This window comes from Amycolatopsis sp. cmx-4-54, from assembly GCF_046548895.1.
Lineage (GTDB): Bacteria > Actinomycetota > Actinomycetes > Mycobacteriales > Pseudonocardiaceae > Amycolatopsis.
The window spans coordinates 161,265-181,819 of record NZ_JAEBEJ010000009.1 but is presented as its reverse complement, the minus strand read 5'-3'; the positions used below and the strand labels follow the sequence as shown (position 1 = coordinate 181,819).

Sequence of the window (20,555 nt, the reverse complement as noted above, 5' to 3'; positions counted from 1 at the left end):
ATCTCCCGGCGTCGTGGTGCATGGCGGTTTTCGCCACCGAAGAGCCTAACCGTCCGGCCTCCCGGCCTGGTGAGGGTGGGTCCCGAAGCCGGATCGAGACGTGCTTTTTCGTCGGTGCGCCCCGGTAAAATAGGCCTTGCCGGACATTCGGGGAGGAAATCGGTGACCACCGATAGCTCGCTTCGTGAAGAACCCCAGCTCACCATCCGACCAAAGCCCTCGGCGTTCTTTCTGCGCCGTCGTTTTCTCCGCACTTTCGGGCCCGCGCTCGCGCTGGCCGTGAGCGGCCTGATCGCCTTGCTCGTCAGCGGCACCGTCGTGGTGCCGTTCCAGCAGACACTGGTCCTGCGCGGCAAGATGGGCTCCAAATCGGATCTCTTCGAGGACGCCAAGGTCCAGGAAATCCTGATGCGTCACCACATCCGGGTCCACGTGACCAGGACGGGATCACGGGACATCGCCACCCACGACCTCAGCCAGTACGACTTCGTGTTCCTCTCGGGCGAGCCCGCCGCGGGTCTCGTCCGGCGCTCGAGGGCGAACGAGTGGACGGGCACCGCACGGCAGCCGTTCACCAGCCCGATCGTCCTCGCCACGTACCGCCGTTACGCGGAAACGCTGGCGGGCAGGAAGATCGCGGAGAAACCGCCGGGGCAGGACCTCTACTACACGCTGGACACCGACAAGTTCATGCAGGTGATGAAACGAGGGGAGACCTGGGATTCGCTGGGCGTCCGCGACCACGGCGCCGCGAACGGCAACCGGGTGCTGGCGCAGACCTCGAACATCTGCGATTCCAATTCGGGCGCGACGTACCTGATCCTGCTGGCGTTCCTGGAGAACGGCCGTCAGGTCCCGGTCGTCGACCCGCGTCCGGCCGGGCCGCCGAACCTATCGAACGCGAAGGAGCTGGCCAACCGGGTCAAACCGCTGGTGGCGGCCCAAGGCTTCCCGTCGGCCGACCTGTCGGAGTCCTACGCGAACGTCGCCGAGGGCGACAAGCCGATCGTCGTCATCTACGAGCACCAGTACCTCGCCATGCAGTTGCGGGCCAAGGCGCAGAGCGGACAGCCCGACCACGACCGGGTCCTGCTGTACCCCAAGGACAACATCCTGACGAAACCGCAGTTCCTCGCCCTGAAGCCGGAAGCGGAGCGGCTGGGCGAACTGATCACCTTCGATCCCGATCTGCAACGCCGCGCGATGGAGCTCGGGTTCGGCGTCGCGACCCCCGCGGGCAGCACGAAGAGCGCGCGGCTGTACGACTTCCTCCGCGGGCAGGGGGTGCCGACCCCGGAGACGGCGGACAACGACAGCACCACACCGCTGCCGGACAACCTGGTGCTGGAAGAGATGATCAAGACGGTCGGGGACTGCCAGTGAAGCGGCTGCTCGCGGTCCTGTGCTGCCTGCTCCTGATGGTCACCGCCTGTACGAGCGGCGGCGAGAAGGTGAAACTGCGCGTGCTCGCCAGTTCCGAACTGGCCGACCTCGGCCCCATTCTCGACGACCTTCGCGGGGAAACGGGAATCGAACTGGAAATGGATTTCCGGGGAACGGTCGACGCGAGCACGTCCCTCACGCCGGGGAAAGCGACGCACGATCTCGCCTGGCTTTCCACCGACCGGTATTTCCAGCTCAAGTTCCGGCAATCCGGCGACAAGGGGGAACGGCCGCTCGCGACCAAGACCATGGTGTCGCCGGTGATCGTCGGGATCACCCCGGTGAAGGCGGCGGAGCTGCGCCGCGGCAAACCGGACGGGAAGCTCTCGTGGGCGGATCTGGCGGACGCGGCGGCGGGCGGCGGTTTCCGGTTCGCGATGGCGGATCCGGCCAAGTCGACCAGCGGGCTCACATCGCTCGTCGGGGTGGCGACGGCCGCCGCGGGCACCGGTGCCGCGTTGCGTCTCCAGGACGTCGAATGCGACAAGCTCCAGGGCTTCCGCACCGGGCACACGCTCACGGCGGACACGTCGGCCGCGGTGGCCGAGCGGTTCGCCGAGCGCCAAGACGTCGACGCGATCATCGGGTACGAGTCCACGCTGCTCTCGCTCAACGCGAGCGGCAGGCTCAAGACGCCGCTGGAACTGGTGTACCCGCGCGACGGCATCGTCCAGTCCGACTACCCGGTCCTGCTGCTCGACCCGGCCAAGCGGGAGGTGTACGACAAGCTCGTGTCCTGGCTCAGGAGCCCGGCGACGCAGAAGAAACTGATGGAAAGGACCCTCCGGCGGCCGATCACCGGCGAGGTGGGGCTGGATCCGAGGCTGCCCGCCGCCATCGGGAACTCGCTGTACTTCCCCGACGAACAGGCCGTCGTGGACAAACTCCTCGACGATTACGCGGCCGCCGACGGCCGCACTCCCGGACGCGTGATCTTCGTGCTGGACTTCTCCGGTTCGATGAAGGGGCAGAGGATCGCCGCGCTCCGGGCGACCTTCGCCGGGCTGAGCGGCGGGCCGGACGGCGGGTTCGACCGCTTCTACCGCGGCGAGCGGCTCACGGTCCTCCGTTTCGGCGGGAAGATACTGGGGGACAGGGAGTTCACCGTCGAAGGGCCCCAGGATCTCGACGCGCTGCGCGCCTTCATCGCCGCCGATGAATTCGACGGCAACACGGCGGTCTGGTCGGCACTCGGCGAGGCCTACGCGAAGGCCGGCGCCCATCGCCGTGCCGAACCGGACCGGAGCGTCTCGATCGTGCTGATGACCGACGGCGAGAGCAACACCGGGCCGGGCATCGAAGAATTCCTGCGCGCGCCGAGGGATCCCGGCGTGCACACGTACACCATCCGGTACGGCGAGGCCGATCCCGCCGAACTGGCTCGCGCGGCGGCGGCCACCGGTGGCCGGATGGTCGACGCGAACACGACATCCCTGCTCAAGGCCTTCAAGGAGATCCGTGGCTGCCGATAATCTGTGGTGGGACGTCTGGGGACTGTGGCTCGCGGTCTGGGTGCTGACCGTGGCCGCCCTCCTCGTCGCGGTCGTCGTTTTCGTGCGGCACTGGCGCCGCGCGCGGTCCGACGGCGATCAGGGCATGATCCGGGGCATCGGTTTCTATCTGCACACGAAATCCGTGATGGGCCTGTATCAGTTGCATCGCTACAACGAGGCGCTGGAACAGGAGGTGGAGAAGCGGAAGAGCCGCGGCTGGCGGTTCTGGGGCTCGGCGGGATTCGGTCCGCTGAAAGGGGAATCGGAGCGCACCGACACCGACGAGGAGTTCCGGCGGTACATCCGCAAGGCCGAGCCGATCACGGTGATCGGCATCGTGATGAAGGTGCTGGAGAAGCACCACGACATCATCTACGTGGATCTGGCGAAGCAGGAGCTGGTCCACAACCGGGCGCTGGTGAAGGAACTCGGCTGGGCCGACGGTCCCGAGAGCACCCGGCAGCTCAAGACCCGGTTGCGGGGTGTCGAGGCTTTCGTCTCCGTGAAGGGCCTGTTCCGTAAACGTTCCCAGACCGACACCGAGACGGTTTTCGTGGCCCCGTACGGGAATCCGGACGATCCGGCGCGAAGCAGGCGGATCCGCTTCACCTGCGTCACCAGCGATCTGCGGGACACCGCGCCCGCCGGTGCGTTCCGGGCGCGGTGTCTCGGCAAGGTCGAGGACTGGGATCCCGAAACCGGTGAACTCGTCGTTCACCCCATCGCGATCTTCAAATGATCCGCCCCGGTCTCGGCACAGAAGCACCCGACGCCTTTCGCGATCCAGTCCCGGCCTTCCCACTCGGGGTGGCGTTCGATCATCAGCGCTTCGACCTCCGCGGCGATGGTGTCTTCGGGAAGAGACGAGTCGCGCCGCGTCCAGGTCTCGTCGCGCAGGAGTTCGAGGTACTCGCGGACCTCGGTCAGGATCCCGCGTCCGGAGACTTCGCCGTGGCCGGGGACGACGAGCTCCGGTCCGGTGGCGGTCAGCCGTCGCAGCACTTCGATCCAGCGCCCGCCCGAGACGTCGGTGTCGTGCGGCGGGAACCACGGGAAGATCGAGAACTGGCCTGCCTCGACCAGATCTCCGGTGAACAGCACACTCGCGTCGGGCACGGTCACCACCTGGTCGCCCTTGCTGTGGGCGCGTCCGGTGGCCTCCATCCGCACCACCCGTCCGCCGAGGTCGAGTTCGTACGCGTCGTCGTAGACCACGTCGGGGGTGGCCAGGGTGACGCCGTCCAGCGCCCGTGCGACCGGGGCGCCGAGACCGCGGAACATCTGGAGATAGCCCGGTCCTTTGTGGACCAGATCCGCCGCCTGCGCGCTGTTGACGAGGTAGGTCGCCTCGTCCACGAAGACCTGCGCGCCGAATGCGTGCTCGGGGTGGAAATGCGTGGTGGTCAGGTACAGCCTGCGGCCGGGGGCGTGCTCGGCGGCGAAGGCGAGCACCTTCTCGGCGTTGCGGGGGCCGAGGCCGGTGTCGACGACGAGCACCGAGTGGGAGCCGCCGATGACCCCGATGTTGGGGACGAGGTCGACGCCGAGATTCGGGATCACCACGAGGTCGCGAGCGATCTCCCTGGCCTGGCCGGGTTCGACGGCGGGTTCGTGGACGAGGGGTTCGAAGGGCATGCCCCACCTTCGCGCCGGTCTCGGCGCGCCGTCCAAGACCGATCTCCATCACCCGATACCTGCTGGGTATCATCGCTGGTGATGGAGCTTCGTCTGCTGCGCTACTTCGTGGCCGTCGCCGAGGAACGGCACTTCGGCCGGGCGGCCGCGCGGCTGCACATGACCCAGCCGCCACTCAGCCGGGCCATCCGGCAGCTGGAGAACGACCTGGGCGTCGTCCTGCTGCTCCGCTCGGCCGCCGGCGTCGAGCCCACCGCCGCCGGAACCACCTTGTACGCCGAGGCCCGCACCCTGTTGGACCAGGCCGACCGTGCCCGCGCTCGGGTGACGGCGGCGGCGGGGCCCGCGACGCTCACCGTCGGCACCCTGACCGACGGAGCGGGGGAGGCGGGCACCCGGCTGGCCGCGGCCTTCCGGCGACGGCATCCCGAGATCTCGATCCGCTTCCGCGAGGCGGATTTCACCGATCCCACCACCGGGCTGCGCGCCGGGCTGGCCGACGTCGCGCTGACCCGGTCGCCGTTCGACGAAACCGGTCTCAGTGTCCGCGTCCTGCGTTCAGACCCGGTTGGGCTGGTGCTGCGCACCGGTGACCCGCTCGCCGATCGTGCGTCGTTGCGGCTCGCCGACGTCGCCGATCGGCCCTGGTTCCAGCTGCCGGACGGCACGGATCCGCTGTGGCGCGAGTACTGGAACGGGGCCGCGCCCGTCGGGGAACGCCCTGCCGGGCCGGTGGTGCGCACGGTCGGCGAATGCCTTCAGGCCGTGCTCTGGAACGGTTCGGCCGGGATCGCGCCGCTCGGGCACACCTTGCCCGACGGGCTCATCTGGGTACCGCTGGCCGACATGCCACCGAGCCCGCTGGTCGTCGCCTGGGTGACGACGCGGGAGAGCCCGCTGATCCGCTCGTTCGCGCGGATCGCCATCGAAAGCCATCGCTAGCGCGTGTTTCACAAGTCTTGTTCGCGGTCTTCGCGCCCAGGCGGTCCCTGACGGCACGGGCGGATGCGGCCGAGTACGACCCGGTACGAGGCCGATCCGCTCGCACGGTCAGGAACCACCTGGATCACGAAGCCCATCGAACAGACTTGTGAAACACGCGCTAGCGCGCACTTGCAAGTGCGTACTTCCCTCCGGAGAGCGGCTCCCCGAAAGTGAGTACAGGTTCGCTCACCATCCACAAGGGAGTCCGCTTCATGTCGAGACCCGCTGCCAGGTCCCGGATCCAGGTCGGCCGGACCACGGTCACCTACCTGCCGGACGGTCACGCCTGGCTCAACCCCGCCGTTTTCCTGCCGTCGAGTGTCCCGTCCGGCTGGGCCGCCCACGACGCGTTCCTCGACGAACGCGGCTGGTTCCCGGTCAGCATCGGCTCGTTCCTGATCCGCACCGGAGACCGGGCCATCCTGGTGGACCTGGGGCTCGGCGCGGCCGACTTCACCCTGCCCGGTGCCGCCGAGTTCCACGGCGGCGGCCTGCTCGGCGCACTGGCCGCGGAGGGCCTGGCCCCCGAAGACGTCGACACCGTGATCTACACACATCTCCACCACGACCACGTCGGCTGGACGACGAACGTCCCGCCCACGCCGGACGGCCCGGGCGGGCCGGTGACCGGCCTGACCTTCCCGGCGGCACGGCATCTCGTCAGCGAGGCCGAATGGGCGCACTGGTCCGGCACGAACGAGCCGGTCGGTCCGGATCCGCTCGCCGTGCAGCGGCCGCTGGCCGAGGTGATCGGCTTCTTCGGCGACGGCGACATCATCGCGCCAGGCGTGCGGATACTCGCCACGCCGGGGCACACGCCCGGGCACAGCAGCCTCGTGATCACCGATCCGGCCGGGGACGATCCCCGCCGCGTCGTCGTGCTCGGCGACGTCATGCACTGCCAGGTGCAGATCACCGAAAGCCACTGGACGTTCGCGTTCGACGTCGATCCGGTGGAGGGCGTCGCCACCCGCGAGCACCTGCTGAAGGAGATCGAGGACGACCGGACGATCCTCGCCGGCGGGCATTTCGCCGGACAGGTGTTCGGCCGGGTCCTGCCGCCCGCGCTGCGCCGGATCTGGGCCGCCGGCCCGGCCACCGGATAACGTCGCGGCATGCCGGAACCACACCGCCGCCGTCCCCGTCCAGGCACTCCCGGCCAGGTACTGGCCTGGTTGCCGGACGGGCGGCCCGCCGACGTGTACAGCGCGCCGTGCCCCTCACGTCAGGTGCTGGATCGCATCGCGGACAAATGGACCGCGCTCATCGTCGGATGCCTCTCCACGGGGACCAAGCGCTACAGCGAACTGCGCGCCGCGATCGACGGGGTCAGCGAGAAGATGCTCACCCAGACCCTGCGCGGCCTCGAACGCGACGGGCTGGTCACGCGCACCGTGCATCCGACGGTGCCGCCGAAGGTCGAGTACACGCTGACCGAGCTCGGCCACACCCTCACCGCGCCGTTGGCGGTGCTCCGGGATTGGGCCGAATCCCATATCAACGCGATCAACGACGCCAGGACGCGGTACGACGCCGGGGTGTAGAAACCCCGGCGCCGGGGCAATCCCCGGACATGCCGGACTCATCTTCGGAACCCGACGAGACGACCGTCGACGCCGTCGGAAAGCTGATCTTCGCCCTCGAAACGGTCGAGCAGGCGCGAGGTCACCTGTACGCCTTCCATCACCTCACGGGGACAGCCGACTTCGCGCTCGGGGAGGCCGTCGAAGGCCTTCGCAAGGCCGGGCACGCGGACTGGGCCGAGCGGATCGAGACCGAGCTGATCGGGCTCAACGTGCTGCCGGACAGGTGGACCTTCCAGGTGATCGAAGAGTACGACGACGGCTACTACCGGGCCTACCGCGACCTGACGCGGGACGTCGCCGAAGACCTGACCGGAGGGCGCCGTCACCTGCACGAAGAGCGGATCAAGCGCAGCAGGCGTACCGAGGGGCGGCCCGGACACGAGATGGGGCGGCCGTCGGGTTGAGCTACGCGCAGGGATCGTGGCCCCAGGTCATGACCACAGTGCCTCGGGCGTGTGCGCGTCAAGGAAGTGCCGCAATACCTGGTGCGCAGCGACAAGAGCGGCAGCGAAGCGGTACACAAGCCCGCCCGCCTCGGTGTCGAAGGTGATCTCCTCCGCCTTGGTGGAATCGCTTGGTCATCGCGTTCCTTCTCGTCGCGGACGGTCCGACGCCGGCCAGACGTACGGCAGGTCGTCGGGGACGTCCGGGAAACTCGCGCGGTAGTGCGCGGGGTCCTTGCGGACGAGCGCGGACTGGTGGCTGCGATGGAAGTCCGTGTCGCCGAGCCAGGGTGGAAGCTCTTTCGCGTCCGCGAGCCTGGCTTGGGTGCGGATCTCGTCGAGCCCGGTGGTGCGGAGCAGATCCACCCGCAGTGTTTCGCGGCAGGTGTCCTGCCGTCCGGTCTCGCACCAGACCTCGCAGATGTCGAAGCCGTACCGGACGAGCGCTTCCTCGTAACCCGCCCACATCGCCGCGGCCGGATGGTGCCGCCAGCCGTATCCCGGCACCGTCAGCGCGCGCAGCACCTGGATCGTCTCGACCCGCTGCTTGCCGAGCCTCCGCTGGTCGAGGACGGAAGCGGAGGCCCGGAACCCGGCGAACGGGAGAAACGTCTGCACACCGGCGGCTTCCCCGTCGTCGCGGGTTCAAACGGATCAGAAGATCGACCAGCCGGTCAGGGTGGTGAACCGGTCCAGCGCCGCGACGCCCGCGACGGAGTTGCCGCGCGGGTCCAGCCCCGGGCTCCACACGCAGATCGCGCACCGGCCGGGGACGATCGCGACGATACCGCCGCCGACCCCGCTTTTACCCGGAAGCCCGACGCGATAGGCGAATTCACCCGCGGCGTCGTAGGTGCCGCAGGTCAGCATCACCGCGTTGACCCGCTTGGCCGCGCTTCGCTCGAGCAGGCGGGTGCCGTCGTTGCGCACGCCGTGGCGGGCGAGGAACACCGCCGCGCGCGCGACGTCGCCGCAGTTCATCGCGATCGAGCATTGGCGCACGTACTGGTCGAGGACGGCGGGCACCGGATGACGCATGTTCCGGTATGACGCCATGAAATACGCGAGCGCGCGGTTGCGGTCGGCGTGGTCGGCCTCGGACGCGGCGACGTCGGCGTCGATCCCGATGTCCGCGCGGCCGCTTTCCTCGCGGAGGAACCGAAGCAGCGTCTCCGCCGCGTCGCCGTGGTGCGCCAACTCGTCGGTCACCACGAGCGCGCCGGCGTTGATGAAGGGATTGCGGGGGATCCCGTCCTCGTTCTCCAGCTGGACCAGCGAGTTGAACGGGTTGCCGGACGGCTCGCGGCCCACTCGTGCCCACACGCCGTCGCCGTGGGAGAGCGCGAGAGCCAGGGTGAAGACCTTCGACATGCTCTGGATGGAGAACGGCGTCTCCCAGTCGCCGACGCCATGCACCCCACCGTCCACATCGGCCACCGCCATGCCGAACCGCCCGGGTTCGACCCTGGCCAGGGCGGGGATGTAGTCCGCGACGAAGCCGCGGCCGATCTCCGGCGCGACGTCGTCGGCGATCCGGTCCAGCAGCGCTGCGAGGTCCACGGCCGTAGCGTAGAAGCGCTCGTTCGCGCGCGAAGATCGGGGTTCACCGGTGAGCTTGTCAAATTGAAACGGGAAATTCCGGTCAAACCATCGCAGTGACGTGCCGCACACCTTAAGTCTTCCTTAGCATTGTTGGTGACCTGCCGCACACGCTCTAGCGTCTGGCAACCATGGATTCCTCGCTGCTCACCGAAAAAGGTGAAAGCTACTCAAAAGCATTGGGCAACCGCCAAGTGCAGATGATCGCCATCGGCGGCGCGATCGGCGTCGGGCTGTTCCTCGGTGCCGGTGGAAAGCTCCAGCAGGTCGGGCCGTCGCTGGTCCTGTCGTACGCGCTTTGCGGTATCGCCGCGTACTTCGTGATGCGCGCTCTCGGTGAGCTCGTGCTGCACGAGCCGACTTCCGGCAGTTTCGTCACCTACGCCCGCAAGTTCATCGGGCCGTGGGCTGGTTTCGTCTCCGGCTGGATGTACTGGGTGAACTGGGCGATGACCGGGATCGCGGAGATCACCGCGGTCGCCATCTACGTGCACAAGTGGCTGCCCGACGTGCCGCAGTGGATCACCGCGCTGGTCGCGCTCGGGGTGCTGATCGTGGTGAACCTGCTGTCGGTGAAACTGTTCGGCGAGCTGGAATTCTGGTTCTCGGTGGTCAAGGTGCTGGCCATCGTGGTCTTCCTGGTCACCGCGGCGGGGCTGGTGTTCACCAGCGCCGACATCGGCGGCACCACGGCGGGCGTGCACAACCTGACCGCCCACAATGGATTCTTCCCGGCCGGCGTCGGCATCGCGCTGATGACGCTGCAGGCGGTCATCTTCGCGTACTCGGCCATCGAGGTCGTCGGTATCGCCGCCGGCGAGACGAAGGACGCCCGTAAGGTGCTGCCGAAGGCCATCAACGGGGTCGTCTGGCGGATCGGCGTGTTCTACGTGGGATCCGTGCTGATGCTGGCGATGCTGCTGCCGTGGCCGTTCTACAACGGCGGCGAGAGCCCGTTCGTCACCGTGTTCAGCCGGCTCGGGATCCCGGGCATCGGCGACGTGATGAACGCGGTCGTGCTCACCGCCGCGCTGTCGAGCTGTAACTCCGGCCTCTACTCGACCGGCCGCATCCTTCGGGCGCTCGCGGACAAGGGTGAGGCGCCGAAGTTCGTCGGCCGGATGAGCGGCCGTCATGTGCCCTACGGCGGCATCCTGTTCACTTCCGGCGCGTACGTGCTGGGCGTCGTGCTCAACTACCTGGTGCCGAAGGACGCCTTCGACATCGCGATCGCGATCGCCTCGCTCGGCGTGATCACCACCTGGGCGACGCTGATCTTCTGCCAGCTGCGGCTGCGTCAGGCGGCGCTGCGCGGCGAGCTGGAACGGCCGTCCTACCGGATGCCTTGGGCGCCCTACAGCGGCTGGGCGACGCTCGGCTTCCTCGCGCTGGTCGTCGTCCTGATGGGCTTCTCCGACGGTGCCGAGAAGATCGCGTTCTATTCGATCCCGGTGCTGGTCGTGGTCCTGGCGGTCGGCTGGCGGATCGTCGGGAAACGGCAGGCCCGCGGCGGGTCGTGAGTGGTGAGGACGGTTCCTCTTGAGGGAGCTTTGCGCATTCTTGTGGCGGGGTCGTGAGTGGTAAAGAGGGTTAGAACGACCAATACCACTCACGACCCCCGCGCAAAGTGCCCAAATCGGGCACGCAGAGCGGGCTTAGCGTCCTTTATGGACAATTGACGTCGTGATCGGCTTGCGCAACCAAGCCCCTGCGTTGGCAGTCGAGGCCAAGGCCGGAAGGCTCCTGTCGTCGCATCGGGGCTCGGCGAAAGGAGCCTTCAGCCCACCGCGACCCCGACCTCCGGCTGACGGGCCCGCATTTCGACCTCTGAATGCGTGTTGCCGCACTCAGAGGACGAAACGCGGTCGTCAGCTGGAGGTCGGGAAGTTGAAGCCGGCGGCGGAGTGCGGCCAGCGTGTCGTGACGACCTTCGCCCGCGTGTAAAACCGGACGCCCGCGGGGCCGTGGATCGGGCTGTCCCCGATGAGGGAGTCCTTCCAGCCGCCGAAGGAGTAGTACGACATCGGCACCGGGATGGGCACGTTAACCCCGATCATTCCCACCTTCACCTCCCGCTGGAACCGCCGCGCGGCCTCTCCGCTACCGGTGAAGACCGCGGTCCCGTTGCCGTACGGGTTCGCGTTGATCAGTGCGATCGCTTCGTCCAGAGTGGACACCCGCACGATCCCGAGCACGGGCCCGAAGATCTCGTCGCGGTAGGCGGCCATCTCGGTGGTCACGTGGTCCAAAAGGGACGGTCCGACGAAGAAACCCTCTTCGTGCCCGGCGACCAGCAGGTCCCGGCCGTCGACCACCACGGTCGCGCCCTGCTCCGCGCCGAGGGCGACGGAGTCGATCACCCGCTGCCGCGCGGCCTCCGTGACCACCGGCCCCATGTCGTTGCCCGCCTCGTGTCCGGGGCCGACCTTGATCTCGGCGGTCTTGCGCTCGAGGATCTCGATCAGCCCGTCGCCCGCCGAACCCACGGCGACGCCGATGGAGATCGCCATGCAGCGTTGCCCGGCGGAACCGAACGCGGCGGCCGTGAGGTGGTTCGCGGCGTACTCCAGATCGGCGTCGGGCAGGACGACGGCGTGGTTCTTGGCCCCGCCCAGCGCCTGCACGCGTTTGCCGGTCGCCGTCGCGCGTTCGTGGACGTACTTGGCGATCGGGGTCGAGCCGACGAACGAAACGGCCGCGATATCGGGATGCTCCAGGATCGCGTCGACCGCCACCTTGTCCCCGTTTACCACGTTGAACACGCCGTCGGGAAGCCCTGCCTCGGCGTACAGTTCGGCGACCAGTCGGGACGCGGACGGGACCCGCTCGCTGGGTTTGAGCACGAACGTGTTGCCCGCCGCGATGGCGATCGGGTGCATCCACAGCGGCACCATGATCGGGAAGTTGAACGGCGTGATCCCGGCGACGACCCCGAGCGGCTGCCGGAAGTCGTGCACGTCCACGTCCCGCGAGACCTGGTCGGAGAAGCCGCCCTTGAGCGCGTCGGCGATCCCGCAGGCGTACTCGACGATCTCGCGGCCGCGGACGATCTCGCCGCGCGCGTCGTCGATCACCTTGCCGTGCTCGGCGGAGATGATCCGGGCGAGTTCGTCCTCGTGCTTCACCAGCAGCTCGCGAAAGGCGAACATCACCTTCGTCCGCTGGGACAACGACGAATCGCCCCACGTCTCGAACGCCTTGCCCGCCGCGGCGACCGCGGTGTCCACATCGGACGCTTCCGCGAGAAGCACTTCCGCCCGCGCGCGTCCCGCGGCCGGGTCGTACACCGGGGCGGTGCGGGTGGAGCCCGCCGTGGTCGCGGTGCCGTTGATCCAGTGGTCGATGGTCTTCACGCGTTGTCCTCCACAGGTGTTCACAGCAGTCCGACGGCGGTGTCGACGGCCTTGGCGACATCGCCGTCGTGCGGGTAGAGCAGGGACCGGCCGACCACGAGGCCTTGCACGGTCGGCAGCGCGAGCGCGCGCTGCCAGGCGGCGAACGCGGCGTCGGGGTCCTTGACCTCGCCGCCCAGCAGGACGGCGGGCAGGGTCGAGGCGGCCAGCACACGCTCCATGTCCTTCACCACCGGAAGTTTCAGCCAGGTGTAGGCCGACGAGCGGCCGAGCGCGGAGGCGATGGTGATCGAGCGGATCACGGCGTCGGGGGAGAGGTCGGTGCGGAGGCGTCCGTCGACCCAGTCCGCGAGGAACGGCTCGACCATCGCGATCAGTTTCCGGTCGGCGAGGTCGTCGACCGCCTTCGCGGTGTTCTCGAGGACGCTGGGCGTCGCCGGGTCGGTCAGGCAGATCCTGGTGAGCGTCTTGCCGCCGTCGAACCGCATCCGCTCGATGGTTTCGGCGTCGTAGCAGGCGAACCGGTCGTCGATCTCGAAACTCGATCCCGCGAGTCCGGTACGGTTCATCGAGCCGATGACGGTCTTGCCGTCGAGGGCGCCGAGGAGCAGCAGATCGTCGATGATGTCCGGCGTGGCCAGCACGCCGGTGACCCCGGGGCGGTCCAGCGCCAGGCCGAGGCGGTCGAGCAGTTCGCCGCGGTCGGCCATCGCGAGCGGGTCGGCGCCGACGCCGTTCGCGCCGCGAGCCGGATGATCCGCGGCGATGATCATCGTGCGGCCCCTGTCGTTGAACGGCGACTTCGCCCGGACGCGGGTGGCGGCGGCCACCGCGACGGCTCCGGGATCGCGCACCCGCGTGGTGACTATCCGGCGCACTGTGTCCGACAACTCCGTACCTCCCGGCTCACGTGGTCTTGCGACCATCGCAAGCGGTGCGTGACTTTGTCAAGACATATGGACATAAGGTCATAGTGACCGATCGCGGTAGGCTCCGCGCATGAGACCCTGGGCGCCCGGCGAGATCGTGGTGGATCCGAACGGCCCGGAGCCGCTGTATTCCCAGGTCGCCCGGCAGATCGGCGCCGCCATCGAAGACGGCAGGCTGCCGAACGGCGCCCGGCTGGACAACGAGCTCGATCTGGCCGCGCGGCTGCACCTGTCGCGGCCGACCATCCGCCAGGCGATCCAGTCGCTGGTCAACCAGGGGTTGCTCGTCCGCAAGCGCGGTGTCGGCACGCAGGTCGTGCGCACCAAGGTCGCGCGGCCACTGCGGTTGAGCAGCCTCTTCGACGACCTCAGCGAACTCGGCGACAAACCGGAGTCCGTCGTCCTCGTCAACCGGGTCGAGCCCGCGGGCGAAGACGCGATCGAGCAGCTCGAGACGCCGGGCCTGACCCACGTCCGGCGGCTGAAGCGGGTGCGCTCGACCGGCGGCGAGCCGCTGGCGATCATGAACAACTACCTGCCCGACGGCCTCATCGCCCCGGCCGACGACGAACTGCGGGACAAGGGCCTCTACCAGCTACTGCGCTCCGCCGGTGTCCGTCTGCACGCCGCCCAGCAGAACGTAGGCGCCCGGCAGGCGACCGAGGAGGACGCCGAACTGCTCGACGAGGAGCCGGGCGCGGCGCTGCTCACCATGCACCGCACCACCTACGACGACTCCGGCAAGGTCGTGGAGTACGGGTGGCACGTCTACCGGGCGTCGCGCTACTCGTTCAACCTCTCACTGACCAACAACGTCTGACGGTTCCCGTTCCAGGTCGGTCTCCAGCGCGTCGTACACCGAAGGGCGGAACCGCCGCAGCCAGGCGGCGAGCGCGAGCCCGGCCAGCGCGACCACCAGGAGCAGCCACGGCAGGTGCGGGACGACGCCGTTGCTCGACCCGGCGAGCGTCGGGAAGTTGAGGATCGCCAGCGTCACGATCAGCCCGAGCCCCACCGCGCCCAGCCCGGGGGCGATCAGCGTCTTCACGACCCGGCGATCCCGCGTCCGGCGGAAGTGGACCAGGATCGCCACCGCCGCGAACAACTGCAGGGTGAGGATCCCGAGCGTCCCGAAACCGGTCATGCTCGCGGTGAGGTCGGCGACGGGGTCGAGGCCCGCGAGGCGGAACGCCAACGCCACCAGCGAACCGAAGGCCAGCTGGACGATCGAGGCGTAGCGCGGCGCGCCGTTGCGCGGGCTGGTCTTGCCCAGCAGACGCGGCAGCACGCCGACCCGGCCCAGCGCGTACAGATAGCGGGTGGCCGAGTTGTGCAGCGCCAGCAGTGCCGCGAACAGGCTGACCACCAGGAGCAGCAACATCACCTTCGTCAACGGGCCGCCGAGGTACTCCTGCGCGACCGACAGCACGAGATCCCCGCTCGACAGATGCGCGGCGGCCACGTCCTGTGCCTGCTCGGCGCCGATCGCGCTGACCACGGCCCAGGTCGTGAACGCGGCGAACACGCCGATGAACCCGATCGCGATGTAGGTCGCCCGCGGGATCGTCCGCCGGGGATCCTTGGCCTCCTCGCCGAACAGTGCCGTCGCCTCGAACCCGATGAAAGCGTTGGCGGCGAACAACAACGCCAGACCGCCCGCGCCTTGGAACATGACGGACGGGCTGAACGCGGCGAAGGAGAAGCCGTGCCGGAACAGCACACTGAAGTCCATGATCAGCAGAATCGACACTTCGAGGACCAGCGAGACACCCAGTACCTTCGCGCTGACCGCGATTCCCCGGCGGCTGAGCAGGAGGACCAACACGACCGAAAGCGCGCTCCAGAACAGCCAATCGAGTTTCAGGCCGAAGACGTCGTCGATCGCCGTGGAGGTGAAGAACCCGCTCGTGCCGATCGCGCCCGCGACGAAACAGTTGTACCCGAGCATCGCGACGAATCCGGCGACGAGACCCGGCGTCCTGCCCAAACCCTTGACCACGAAGGCGTAGAAGCCGCCCGCGCTGGTGAGCACCCGCGACATCTGCGCGTAGCCGACGGCGAACAGCAGCAGGACGACCGTCGCCAGCAGGAACGCCGCGACCATGCCGCCGCCGTTCCCGACCGCGATACCGATGGCCGCGATCACGATCATCCCGGTCAGTGGCGCGACCGCCGCGAGCACGAGGAAGACGATGCCCGGCACGCCAAGGACGTTCTTGGCGAGCGACGTGTCGTCTCGGCTCATTCGGTGCTCCTCGTCTCGGCTTGACGGCCAGTATGGGAGCGGACGCTCTCGGTCCTTTGTCTCTGCGTGCTCGGGGCTTGTTCGTCAGCGCCTGGTCCTCCGCTGTCGGTCGTGCGGGTCGTGAGCGGCGATTCGGGGCAGGTCCAACCGGTGTCGTGGGTACCTGCCGCGGGCGCGCGGGTGGCGTTTTCGTGAGTCGGGAAGGACGGCACGCGTGATGGTGCGGAGGACTCGTGGTGGTGCCCCGGCCGTGGTCGTGTCGTCCGTCCAGTGACGCGTGTCGTCCGTCGGAGCACGCGTGTCGTCCGTCCAGTCACGAGACCTGACTCGTTCGGTGCCGGTGTCTCTCCCTGTCCTGCCGGGATCGCAGGCCTGGCGCTGTACTCGCGCCCCGGGATCGACAGCGGCCTGAAGCCAGTGTCGGCTAGAACCCGAATCGCACTCACGACGTGACACTTTGCCTTAGGTGAGCGACGAAGCGCCTATGTTGCTTCGCGCCTTAAAGCGCTTCGCAGCTTTAAGGCTCTCTTCGCTGTTGCCATTTTTCGGCAATTCTCCGAGTTGAGCTGTTCGGCCTAGTGCAGGTGTTCGAGGCGGAGTAGCTTTGGGGTTGTGGCCAGCGACGATGCACCTCAGGGGCGCACACCGAGTGGTGGGGCGTCGACCGACCAAGTGAGCCGTTTCATGAGGTGGTGGAGGGAAGGCCCGGACCGAGTGGCCGATGATCGTCAATCGGCCGCGCCCCGTGCCCCCGGCTTGCTTCCGGGCCGAATCTCCACTCACGACCGCGGTTCGGGAAAGGAGGGCCACCCGTGCGGCTTCTCCAGAATCTCGATGGTCGCCTGGTCGACCAGGAAATACTGGCCGCCGTCCTCGCGAGGATTCGTATAGGCCGCCGTCGCGACCAAGCGGTCGAAATCGGCCATCACCGCGATGGGGTAACCGCCGTCGAAGATTTCGCCGTGCGCGGCCGTCGCCACGGTCCCGGTTTCGTACCAGGTGACGAAATACCGCGCCGGGCCGGTTTCGAAGACGCGCAGTGTCGCCTCCTTCTGCCGGACACCGGCGAAATCACCGGACACACCGGTCCAGATCATCGTCGTCCGGTCCGCGTAGTGCTGCTCCAGCACGTTCCCGGAGCCGTAATGGAAGTTCGCTCGGAGCCCGACGAGGTCGGTGCTGAGCGGATGGGTCCCGGTCACTGGGAAGAAGCGGACGTCGAGTCGCACGGGCTGAAACCTCCGGATCGCTGGTATCCGCAGGTTTAGCAGCCCGTCGCACCTCGATCGTTGTCCGGCGAAGCGATCCTGTTGTCGGTGAACGCGAAGATCAGTCGAACATGCCGGGCTGGTAATCGCCCGCCGGGGTCCCGGCGATGACGTTGAGCCGGTTGTAGGCGTTGATCGCCGCGATCAGCGCGATCAACGCGCCGATCTGCTCGTCGTCGTAGTGCTTGCGCACCTGCGCCCAGGTGTCGTCGTTGACGCCGTGGTGCGCGTCGGCGATCCGGGTGCCCTCCTCGGTGAGCGCGAGAGCCGCGCGCTCGGGCTCGGTGAACACCTTCGCCTCCCGCCAGGCGGCGACCAGGTTGAGCCGCACCGAAGTCTCGCCGGCGTGCGCGGCGTCCTTGCTGTGCATGTCGGTGCAGAAGCCACAGCCGTTGATCTGGCTGGCGCGCAGCTTCACCAGCTCCTGGGTCGCGTGCGGCAGCGAGGACTCTTCGATCGGCCGGTTCGCGGCTCCGAGACGCTTGACGTACTTGAGGATGACGTCGTTCTCGAACAGGTTGACTCGCGGTTCCATGATCTTTCCTCTCCGTCGGTTCCGCACACATGACGAGCGGGGACGGGAGGTTGTGACAGTGTCGCATGTGACACCGGTCACGCGTGGAAGAGGTCGGCGAGGATTTCGGCGCCGTCGACGACGCGGGGCCCGGGCCGGTTGAAGTAGGCGGGCCCGTCCAGGATGTGCACGGCCGGGATGTCGTCCCAGCCCGGCGAACCGGTCAGCAGCGGTAGTTCCGCCTCGGTCCGCTCCGGCGGGAAGCCGCAGGGCATGAGCAGCAGCACGTCGGGCCGCGCCCCGGCGACAGCGTCCCAGGCGATGGGGCGAGTGTGTTCGCCCGCGGCGGCGAGCAGTGGGACGCCACCGGCCGCTTCGATCTGCTCCGGGACCCAGTGCCCGGCGGGCCAGAGCGGGTCGAGCCATTCGATGGCCGCCACCCTCGGCCGCGCTCGTCCCGCGACGCGGCCCCGGACCGCCTCCATGCGTTCCCGGAGAAGACGCGCCTCCGAAGCCGCACGTTCGGGGACACCCAGCACCTCGCCGAGCGTGGTCAAGCAGCTGAAGACGCCGTCGAGCGTTCGTGGTTCGAGGCTGACCACCCGCGTGTCGCCGTCCATCGCGCGCACGGTCTCCGAGACCTGCCGGTAGGAGACCGCGCAGACGTCGCAGAGATCCTGCGTGAGCACGACGTCGGGTTCGGCCGCCGCGAGTAGCTCGGCGTCCAGGGAGTACAGGGCCGAACCGCGATGCTCGCCGCCGACGGCCGCCGATATCTCCCGGCTCGACAGCGCGTCGTGGTCGATCGCGCTGCTCGTGACCACCGGGACGTCGTCGAGCGCGCCGGGTGGCCAGTCGCATTCGTGGGTCCGGCCCACCAAGGACGGCAGGAGCCCGAGTGTCGCGACGAAGTCGGTCGTGGCGGGGAGCAGCGAGACGATCCGCATCCGTCCACGGTAGGCGCCCGGTCCATCCTGCACATCTGCGCGGATCAAATGCGTGAAAGTGCACTGACAGAGCATTGACGTTGCACAAAACTGCACCTAACGTGACAGCTATTGCGCACAACTGGCACGGATGGGGAGTTCATGAGCGGGACCTTCATGGCGGCGGAGATCGCGAGCCAGCCCGGCTGCTGGCGGGAAGCGGCGGCGCTGGCCTCGGCGAACAGTGACCTGTTGCCGCCGCCGGGCGCGCGGGTCGCGATCGTCGGCTGCGGCACGTCGTGGTTCATCGGCCAGGCGTACGCCGTCCTTCGCGAGTCCGCCGGGCTGGGCGAGACCGACGCCTTCGCCGCGTCCGAGTTCCCGTCTGCCCGGGGTTACGACCACGTCGTGGCGCTGACCAGGTCGGGTACGACGACCGAGGTCCACGCCCTGCTGGCGAAGCTGCGGGGCAAGACGCCGACCATCGCGATCACCGGCGTGCCGCGCGAGATCGAGGCCGCGGCGGACACGATCGTCGATCTCTCCGTGGTGGACGAACGTTCGGTCGTGCAGACCCGGTTCGCCACGACGGCGCTGGCGATGCTGCGCGCCCATCTCGGCGAGGACCTGACTGCGGTCGCCGACCAGGCCGAACGCGTGCTCGCCGAACCGTTGCCCGACGAACTGGTCACCGCGGAGCAGTTCAGCTTCCTCGGCACCGGCTGGTCCGTGGGCATCGCGAACGAAGCCGCGCTCAAGTTCCGCGAGGCCTGCCTGCTGTGGACCGAGTCCTACCCGGCGTGGGACTACCGGCACGGGCCGATCAGCATCAGCGAACCCGGCCGGGTGACGTGGATGTTCGGACAGGCGCCGGAAGGGCTGGCCGACGACGTCGCCCGCGCGGGCGGCCTGTTCGTCGAAAGCGGCCTGGACCCGCTGGCGGACCTGGTCCGCGCACAGCGTGTCGCCGGGGCCATCGCCGCCCGTAAGGGCCTCGACCCGGACAACCCTCGCAGCCTCACCCGTTCCGTCGTCCTGACCTGAGAGCCCGTTGGCGGAGCTGTGAGGTATTCGGAAAGTGACCGGACGCGTGAACCCGCCCCGGCCGAAGGCCCCGCTGTCGCGGTGGCAGGGCGCCCTGTCCGCATCGGTGACAGCGAAGACCGGGTAGCGCCCTGCCGACGTCGATCGCGTTCGCGGGTTCACCAACAGACAATGGGGCCGCCGTGATCGTCACCGTCACGCCGAACACCGCGCTGGACGTCACGTACACAGTGGACGGTCTGCGGCCCGGTGACGTGCACCGGGTGCGGGACGTGCGGCAGCGGGCAGGCGGCAAGGGCGTCAACGTCGCCCGCGTGCTGCACGCCCTCGGCGCCGACGTCCGCGCGGTCTTCACGGCGGGTGGTTCGACGGGGGCCGCCGTCGTGGGTGATCTCGCGGCGGCGGGCATCCCGGCGGGCGTCGTTCCGATCGGCGGCGAAACCCGGCGTACCACCACGGTTCTCGCGGGCGACGGCTCGGTCACGCTGCTCAACGAGCCAGGGCCACGGCTCACCGGGGACGAATGGCAAGCGCTTGCGGCGGCCGTCCGAGCCCGGAAGCCGGACGTGCTCGTCTGCTCGGGCAGCCTGCCGCCGGGAGCCGGGGGATACGCCGGGCTCTTCGGCGACGCACCGTCCATCTTGGACACTTCCGGCGAAGCGCTGCTCGCCGGGCTGGCCGGGAAGCCGTCCGTGGTCAAACCGAACGCGGACGAGCTGCGCGAGGTCACCGGCCTGCGGGATCCGGTGGCCGCCGCGGCCGAACTCCGCAAGGCCGGGGCCGGCGCCGTCGTCGTCTCGCTGGGCCCGGAAGGGCTGCTGGCGGTGACCGGATCCGGCACCTGGCACGCGGCACCGTCCACCGTGCTCCGCGGCAACACCACCGGCGCGGGTGACGCCGTCGTCGCGGCGCTGGCGCTGGGGCTCAGCCGCGTCGAAGCGTGGCCGGACATCCTGCGCCGGGCCGTCGCGTTGTCCGGGGCGGCCGTGCTCGGCCCGCTCGCCGGCGACGTCGACCTCGCGCACTACCAAGCCGAACAGGGACTGGTCGCCGTGCGCGCCCGCCCAGACCAGGACACGACCTAGGAGAATCA

The 20,555-nt window shown here is 68.7% G+C and carries 20 protein-coding genes; 11 read left to right on the top strand and 9 right to left on the bottom strand.

What is annotated here, in order from left to right:
- Positions 1 to 162: 162 nt before the first annotated feature.
- Genes ACLJQ7_RS28010 through ACLJQ7_RS28000 form a run of 3 tightly spaced genes read left to right on the top strand, consistent with a single transcriptional unit; the run spans position 163 to position 3,675 of the window.
- Positions 163 to 1,383, top strand: a complete 1,221-nt coding sequence (locus tag ACLJQ7_RS28010) for a hypothetical protein (protein ID WP_410651140.1) — start codon at positions 163 to 165, stop codon at positions 1,381 to 1,383.
- Positions 1,380 to 2,915: a substrate-binding domain-containing protein gene (locus ACLJQ7_RS28005; RefSeq protein WP_410651139.1), complete on the top strand. Its 1,536-nt coding sequence runs from the start codon at positions 1,380 to 1,382 to the stop codon at positions 2,913 to 2,915. Before ACLJQ7_RS28010 ends, ACLJQ7_RS28005 begins: the two co-directional genes overlap by 4 nt.
- Positions 2,902 to 3,675: a hypothetical protein gene (locus ACLJQ7_RS28000; protein ID WP_410651138.1), complete on the top strand. Its 774-nt coding sequence runs from the start codon at positions 2,902 to 2,904 to the stop codon at positions 3,673 to 3,675. Before ACLJQ7_RS28005 ends, ACLJQ7_RS28000 begins: the two co-directional genes overlap by 14 nt.
- Here the strand turns inward: ACLJQ7_RS28000 and ACLJQ7_RS27995 are convergent.
- Positions 3,651 to 4,571, bottom strand: a complete 921-nt coding sequence (locus ACLJQ7_RS27995) for an MBL fold metallo-hydrolase (RefSeq protein WP_410651137.1) — start codon at positions 4,569 to 4,571, stop codon at positions 3,651 to 3,653. The genes ACLJQ7_RS28000 and ACLJQ7_RS27995 overlap by 25 nt on opposite strands.
- Before the next feature lie 81 nt (positions 4,572 to 4,652).
- Between ACLJQ7_RS27995 and ACLJQ7_RS27990 the strand changes: the two genes are divergently transcribed.
- The 4 genes from ACLJQ7_RS27990 (at position 4,653) to ACLJQ7_RS27975 (ending at position 7,545) form a co-directional block, all read left to right on the top strand.
- Positions 4,653 to 5,513 (top strand): LysR substrate-binding domain-containing protein, encoded by an 861-nt coding sequence (locus ACLJQ7_RS27990; RefSeq protein WP_410651136.1) that lies wholly within the window; start codon positions 4,653 to 4,655, stop codon positions 5,511 to 5,513.
- Between the two features lie 254 nt (positions 5,514 to 5,767).
- Entirely contained in the window at positions 5,768 to 6,661 is an 894-nt protein-coding gene (locus ACLJQ7_RS27985; protein ID WP_410651135.1) for an MBL fold metallo-hydrolase, read from the top strand.
- A 9-nt stretch (positions 6,662 to 6,670) separates the two neighbouring features.
- Positions 6,671 to 7,099 carry a winged helix-turn-helix transcriptional regulator gene (locus ACLJQ7_RS27980; RefSeq protein WP_410651134.1) on the top strand — a complete coding sequence of 143 codons (429 nt, stop codon included), beginning with the start codon at positions 6,671 to 6,673 and terminating at the stop codon, positions 7,097 to 7,099.
- Between the two features lie 29 nt (positions 7,100 to 7,128).
- The gene (locus ACLJQ7_RS27975; RefSeq protein WP_410651133.1) at positions 7,129 to 7,545 is read left to right on the top strand and encodes a hypothetical protein; all 417 of its coding nucleotides are present in this window, start codon (positions 7,129 to 7,131) and stop codon (positions 7,543 to 7,545) included.
- A gap of 174 nt (positions 7,546 to 7,719) precedes the next feature.
- Here the strand turns inward: ACLJQ7_RS27975 and ACLJQ7_RS27970 are convergent, their stop codons facing one another.
- Positions 7,720 to 8,202 carry an MSMEG_6728 family protein gene (locus ACLJQ7_RS27970; RefSeq protein ID WP_410651132.1) on the bottom strand — a complete coding sequence of 161 codons (483 nt, stop codon included), beginning with the start codon at positions 8,200 to 8,202 and terminating at the stop codon, positions 7,720 to 7,722.
- 36 nt (positions 8,203 to 8,238) lie between these two features.
- Positions 8,239 to 9,144, bottom strand: coding sequence for a glutaminase (locus ACLJQ7_RS27965; protein WP_410651131.1), 906 nt, complete (start codon positions 9,142 to 9,144; stop codon positions 8,239 to 8,241).
- Between the two features lie 170 nt (positions 9,145 to 9,314).
- Here ACLJQ7_RS27965 and ACLJQ7_RS27960 point away from each other — a divergent pair, with 170 nt between their 5' ends.
- Entirely contained in the window at positions 9,315 to 10,703 is a 1,389-nt protein-coding gene (locus ACLJQ7_RS27960) for an amino acid permease (RefSeq protein WP_410651130.1), read from the top strand.
- Between the two features lie 348 nt (positions 10,704 to 11,051).
- Here the strand turns inward: ACLJQ7_RS27960 and ACLJQ7_RS27955 are convergent, their stop codons facing one another.
- Together ACLJQ7_RS27955 and ACLJQ7_RS27950 are read right to left on the bottom strand one after the other, a co-directional pair.
- Positions 11,052 to 12,536 (bottom strand): CoA-acylating methylmalonate-semialdehyde dehydrogenase, encoded by a 1,485-nt coding sequence (locus ACLJQ7_RS27955; protein WP_410651129.1) that lies wholly within the window; start codon positions 12,534 to 12,536, stop codon positions 11,052 to 11,054.
- 20 nt (positions 12,537 to 12,556) lie between these two features.
- Positions 12,557 to 13,426 (bottom strand): aldolase, encoded by an 870-nt coding sequence (locus tag ACLJQ7_RS27950; RefSeq protein WP_410651128.1) that lies wholly within the window; start codon positions 13,424 to 13,426, stop codon positions 12,557 to 12,559.
- Between the two features lie 109 nt (positions 13,427 to 13,535).
- Here ACLJQ7_RS27950 and ACLJQ7_RS27945 point away from each other — a divergent pair, with 109 nt between their 5' ends.
- Positions 13,536 to 14,285 carry a GntR family transcriptional regulator gene (locus tag ACLJQ7_RS27945; protein ID WP_410651127.1) on the top strand — a complete coding sequence of 250 codons (750 nt, stop codon included), beginning with the start codon at positions 13,536 to 13,538 and terminating at the stop codon, positions 14,283 to 14,285.
- Here ACLJQ7_RS27945 and ACLJQ7_RS27940 read toward each other — a convergent pair.
- The 4 genes from ACLJQ7_RS27940 to ACLJQ7_RS27925 all read right to left on the bottom strand — a co-directional run bounded on the left by ACLJQ7_RS27940 (position 14,265) and on the right by ACLJQ7_RS27925 (position 18,439).
- Entirely contained in the window at positions 14,265 to 15,710 is a 1,446-nt protein-coding gene (locus tag ACLJQ7_RS27940) for an APC family permease (protein ID WP_410651126.1), read from the bottom strand. The genes ACLJQ7_RS27945 and ACLJQ7_RS27940 overlap by 21 nt on opposite strands.
- A 779-nt stretch (positions 15,711 to 16,489) precedes the next feature.
- Entirely contained in the window at positions 16,490 to 16,939 is a 450-nt protein-coding gene (locus ACLJQ7_RS27935) for a MoaF C-terminal domain-containing protein (RefSeq protein ID WP_410651125.1), read from the bottom strand.
- Between the two features lie 100 nt (positions 16,940 to 17,039).
- Positions 17,040 to 17,513: a carboxymuconolactone decarboxylase family protein gene (locus ACLJQ7_RS27930; protein WP_410651124.1), complete on the bottom strand. Its 474-nt coding sequence runs from the start codon at positions 17,511 to 17,513 to the stop codon at positions 17,040 to 17,042.
- 77 nt (positions 17,514 to 17,590) lie between these two features.
- Entirely contained in the window at positions 17,591 to 18,439 is an 849-nt protein-coding gene (locus ACLJQ7_RS27925; protein ID WP_410651123.1) for a cobalamin-binding protein, read from the bottom strand.
- A 141-nt stretch (positions 18,440 to 18,580) separates the two neighbouring features.
- On the opposite strand from ACLJQ7_RS27925, the gene ACLJQ7_RS27920 reads away from it, so the two are divergent.
- A complete protein-coding gene (locus ACLJQ7_RS27920) occupies positions 18,581 to 19,462 on the top strand; it encodes an SIS domain-containing protein (RefSeq protein WP_410651122.1) in 882 nt (293 codons plus the stop codon).
- A 182-nt stretch (positions 19,463 to 19,644) separates the two neighbouring features.
- Positions 19,645 to 20,547 (top strand): 1-phosphofructokinase family hexose kinase, encoded by a 903-nt coding sequence (locus ACLJQ7_RS27915; RefSeq protein ID WP_410651121.1) that lies wholly within the window; start codon positions 19,645 to 19,647, stop codon positions 20,545 to 20,547.
- The last annotated feature ends 8 nt before the right edge of the window (positions 20,548 to 20,555 follow it).

Bases quoted from the DNA above. Each gene is read 5' to 3' on its own strand.
- ACLJQ7_RS27975 (WP_410651133.1), top strand. From the start codon at position 7,129: ATGCCGGACTCATCTTCGGAACCCGACGAGACGACCGTCGACGCCGTC.
- ACLJQ7_RS27940 (WP_410651126.1), bottom strand. From the start codon at position 15,710: ATGAGCCGAGACGACACGTCGCTCGCCAAGAACGTCCTTGGCGTGCCG.
- ACLJQ7_RS27920 (WP_410651122.1), top strand. From the start codon at position 18,581: ATGAGCGGGACCTTCATGGCGGCGGAGATCGCGAGCCAGCCCGGCTGC.
- ACLJQ7_RS27985 (WP_410651135.1), top strand. From the start codon at position 5,768: ATGTCGAGACCCGCTGCCAGGTCCCGGATCCAGGTCGGCCGGACCACG.
- ACLJQ7_RS27930 (WP_410651124.1), bottom strand. From the start codon at position 17,513: ATGGAACCGCGAGTCAACCTGTTCGAGAACGACGTCATCCTCAAGTAC.
- ACLJQ7_RS27995 (WP_410651137.1), bottom strand. From the start codon at position 4,571: ATGCCCTTCGAACCCCTCGTCCACGAACCCGCCGTCGAACCCGGCCAG.
- ACLJQ7_RS27925 (WP_410651123.1), bottom strand. From the start codon at position 18,439: ATGCGGATCGTCTCGCTGCTCCCCGCCACGACCGACTTCGTCGCGACA.
- ACLJQ7_RS27990 (WP_410651136.1), top strand. From the start codon at position 4,653: ATGGAGCTTCGTCTGCTGCGCTACTTCGTGGCCGTCGCCGAGGAACGG.
- ACLJQ7_RS27945 (WP_410651127.1), top strand. From the start codon at position 13,536: ATGAGACCCTGGGCGCCCGGCGAGATCGTGGTGGATCCGAACGGCCCG.
- ACLJQ7_RS27960 (WP_410651130.1), top strand. From the start codon at position 9,315: ATGGATTCCTCGCTGCTCACCGAAAAAGGTGAAAGCTACTCAAAAGCA.
- ACLJQ7_RS27980 (WP_410651134.1), top strand. From the start codon at position 6,671: ATGCCGGAACCACACCGCCGCCGTCCCCGTCCAGGCACTCCCGGCCAG.